At 62.2% G+C, this 2,511-nt stretch carries 3 protein-coding genes; 2 read left to right on the top strand and 1 reads right to left on the bottom strand.

Annotated elements, in window-relative coordinates; translation table 11 throughout:
* Window positions 1–213, bottom strand: a 213-nt coding sequence (locus tag OXG98_20190; protein ID MCY3774332.1) for a hypothetical protein, incomplete at its 3' end; no start/stop codon positions are given.
* Between the two features lie 177 nt (window positions 214–390).
* Between OXG98_20190 and OXG98_20185 the strand changes: the two genes are divergently transcribed.
* Together OXG98_20185 and OXG98_20180 are read left to right on the top strand one after the other, a co-directional pair.
* A complete protein-coding gene (locus tag OXG98_20185; protein MCY3774331.1) occupies window positions 391–1,281 on the top strand; it encodes a PIG-L family deacetylase in 891 nt (296 codons plus the stop codon).
* On the top strand, window positions 1,278–2,468 hold the full coding sequence (locus OXG98_20180; GenBank protein MCY3774330.1) for a mandelate racemase/muconate lactonizing enzyme family protein: 1,191 nt from the start codon (window positions 1,278–1,280) through the stop codon (window positions 2,466–2,468). The genes OXG98_20185 and OXG98_20180 overlap by 4 nt, the downstream gene beginning before the upstream one ends.
* Window positions 2,469–2,511: the final 43 nt, after the last annotated feature.

The following is a 2,511-nucleotide window of genomic DNA, read 5'->3' as shown; positions in this document are numbered from 1 at the left end:
CAGCACCTGTACGCCCCCGTCGGAGACGACCCGGTAAGAGCTCGGTCTTTGCCCTTGCTTGGGGCCCCATTCCAGGGGATTGTTCCAGCCCTTGAAGACCTTCGCTTCCAGGCTTTTTTCGGGATCGTTGTAGTCGAGGATCTTACCCGCCGGGCATTCAGACAGGTCGATCCGGGCGAGCACGATTTCTCTTGCATTTCTTTCTTCGGTCACCTCGCACCTCTTTCCAGGGAAGGGCACAACGCGGCACGCAGCGGCGGCGGAACAGGAACGACGATCGGACGATCGATATTTTGGTCAAGCGAGGAGGGAGCGCTATTGTTGACGGCCATGGCGCATCGCGCCGTTGGTTGCCGTCGAGAGCGACGCCTATAACGAGGAGTGATGATCATGCAATGGTTGCAGACGAAGCAGCAGGTGCAGTTGTTGGGACTCTTTGCCCACCCCCACGACTGCACCCACGCCCTGGGAACGATGGGTAATCACATCCAGAATGGCGATAAAGTCACCGTGGCCATTTTGACCGACGGGGGCCGCACGCACAACGAGCGGCTCTTTGAAGAGCTGCGCAAGGACGAGACCGAGCGCGACACGAGTGTGACCGAGCAGCAGCGCCAGGAGTATACGGACCAGAAATACGACGAGGCGAAACGCGCCTGCGCCCTCTTCGGTGTCGACGACGTGCGCTGCATGGGGTATCCGGACAAACCCCTGCGGAGCAGCGATGAAATGGTCGACGAGGTCGCCGACCTCATCTGCGAGGTGAGGCCGGACCTGCTGATTACGGAGGTGCCGGAAAAGCAGACGAGGAGCCGTTTGTCCAGTGGACACGACGACCATACGATGACGGCTGCCGTCGTCAACGACGCCCTGGTCGTCGCCAGCCATCCCCGTCAGGGCCAGAAGCGCGTGCCCCACAAGCCTGCCCGCATCTACTACTGCGCTCCGTCCCAACCGGGAGACGAAGTCGATGTGTACGTCGATATATCAGGTTGGGAAGAGCAGCGCATCGAAGCCGAGATGAGCTATAAGTCGCAGGGCCACACCCCGGCCTACGCGCGCCAGCGCATCATGCGCCTCTACGGCCACTACGGTTGGTGCGCGGGAGTCAATCTGGCGGAGAAGTTTCTCCGGGGCAACGCCAACGTTACTTCGCTGCTGCCGGTCACCGATCTGGACCTCAAGGCCTCGAAGGGGTCGGGTATCGACCGCGCCATGAGTGTCATGGGTGACGACTACAAGGAAGACGTGGAGCAGACGATCCGGGCGAAGAGTTCATGAAGATCACCTCTGTCAAAACCTACCCGCTGTCCGTACCCACCGGCCAGGAGATTCGAGATCCCGGAACCGGCGAATTGCTTTGCAGCACCATGAAGAGCTGGCTTTTCCTGAAACTGGAAACGGATGCCGGCATCAGCGGCTGGGGCGAAGGCAGCGGCGAGTGGCTCGTTCAGCCGGTTGAAACGCTGCTGCGACAATTGGTCCCGCTTCTGCTCGACCGGGATCCGACCCGGGTCGAAGCGCTGACCGACGACATCGTCAACTTTGCCCCCTGGAAAGGCGGGCCGATCATCGGTACTGCCGTGGCCGCCATCAACATGGCCCTGTACGACATTGCCGGTAAGGCCTGGGGTGTGCCCGTGCACGCGATTCTGGGCGGCAGGCGGCGCGACCGTATCCAGGTCTACGCCAGCGGCGGGCTCGTTGAGAGCTCGCCCGCCGAGGCTGCGGAGACGGCGAGGAAACAGATCGCCAACGGCTACGCCGGGGTCAAAGGCAACCCGCTCGAATCGCGCCGCGCCCCCATGGAGCTGGCCGCGATCGCACGCAGCCTCGAGTGTATTGCCGCCGTGCGCGAGGCGATTGGCCCCGATCCGGCGATTCTGCTGGACACGCACGGGAGTCCCACACCCGAACTGAGCATTGAATTCGCCCGACGTGCGGCGCCCTATGCCCCCATGTTTCTCGAGGCACCGGTCAAAGTCGGGTCCGTCGACGCCCTGATGGATGTCACGCAGCGCAGTCCGGTTCCCGTTGCTACGGGTGAGCAGCTGTTCGCCGCCAGGGAATTCGAAGAACTGATCCAGCGCCGGGCTTGCGCCTTTCTGCAGCCGGACATCACGCACTGTTTCGGCATCACCGCGTTCTGCGAAATCGCCAAGAGCGCAAACCGGCAACAGATGCTGATGGCGCCCCACAACGTGGCAGGGCCCGTCGCGAATGCGGCCGCTTTCCATGCATCTGCGGTCACTCCCAATTTCCTGATCCTGGAAATGGCCCCGTCGTATTTCGAGCGCTACGACCAGTATGCCGAGCACGATTGGCAGATCGCCGACGGGTACATCAACGTGAGCGACCGGCCGGGCCTTGGCATCGAAGTAAAGGAAGCCGACATCGCCAAGCTCCCGCTCGAGCCCATGGCATTCCGTCAATATCGCCATGCAGACGGCAGCTGGAAGGGATGGTGAGAGGATGACCGGGATCCGGAAGCATTCCTCCTTCGACGGCGCC

The organism is Gemmatimonadota bacterium (genome assembly GCA_026706345.1).
In the GTDB taxonomy this organism is placed as follows: domain Bacteria; phylum JAAXHH01; class JAAXHH01; order JAAXHH01; family JAAXHH01; genus JAAXHH01.
The sequence above is the reverse complement of the archived record's forward strand: the minus strand, read 5'-3'. Positions and strand labels throughout refer to the sequence as shown.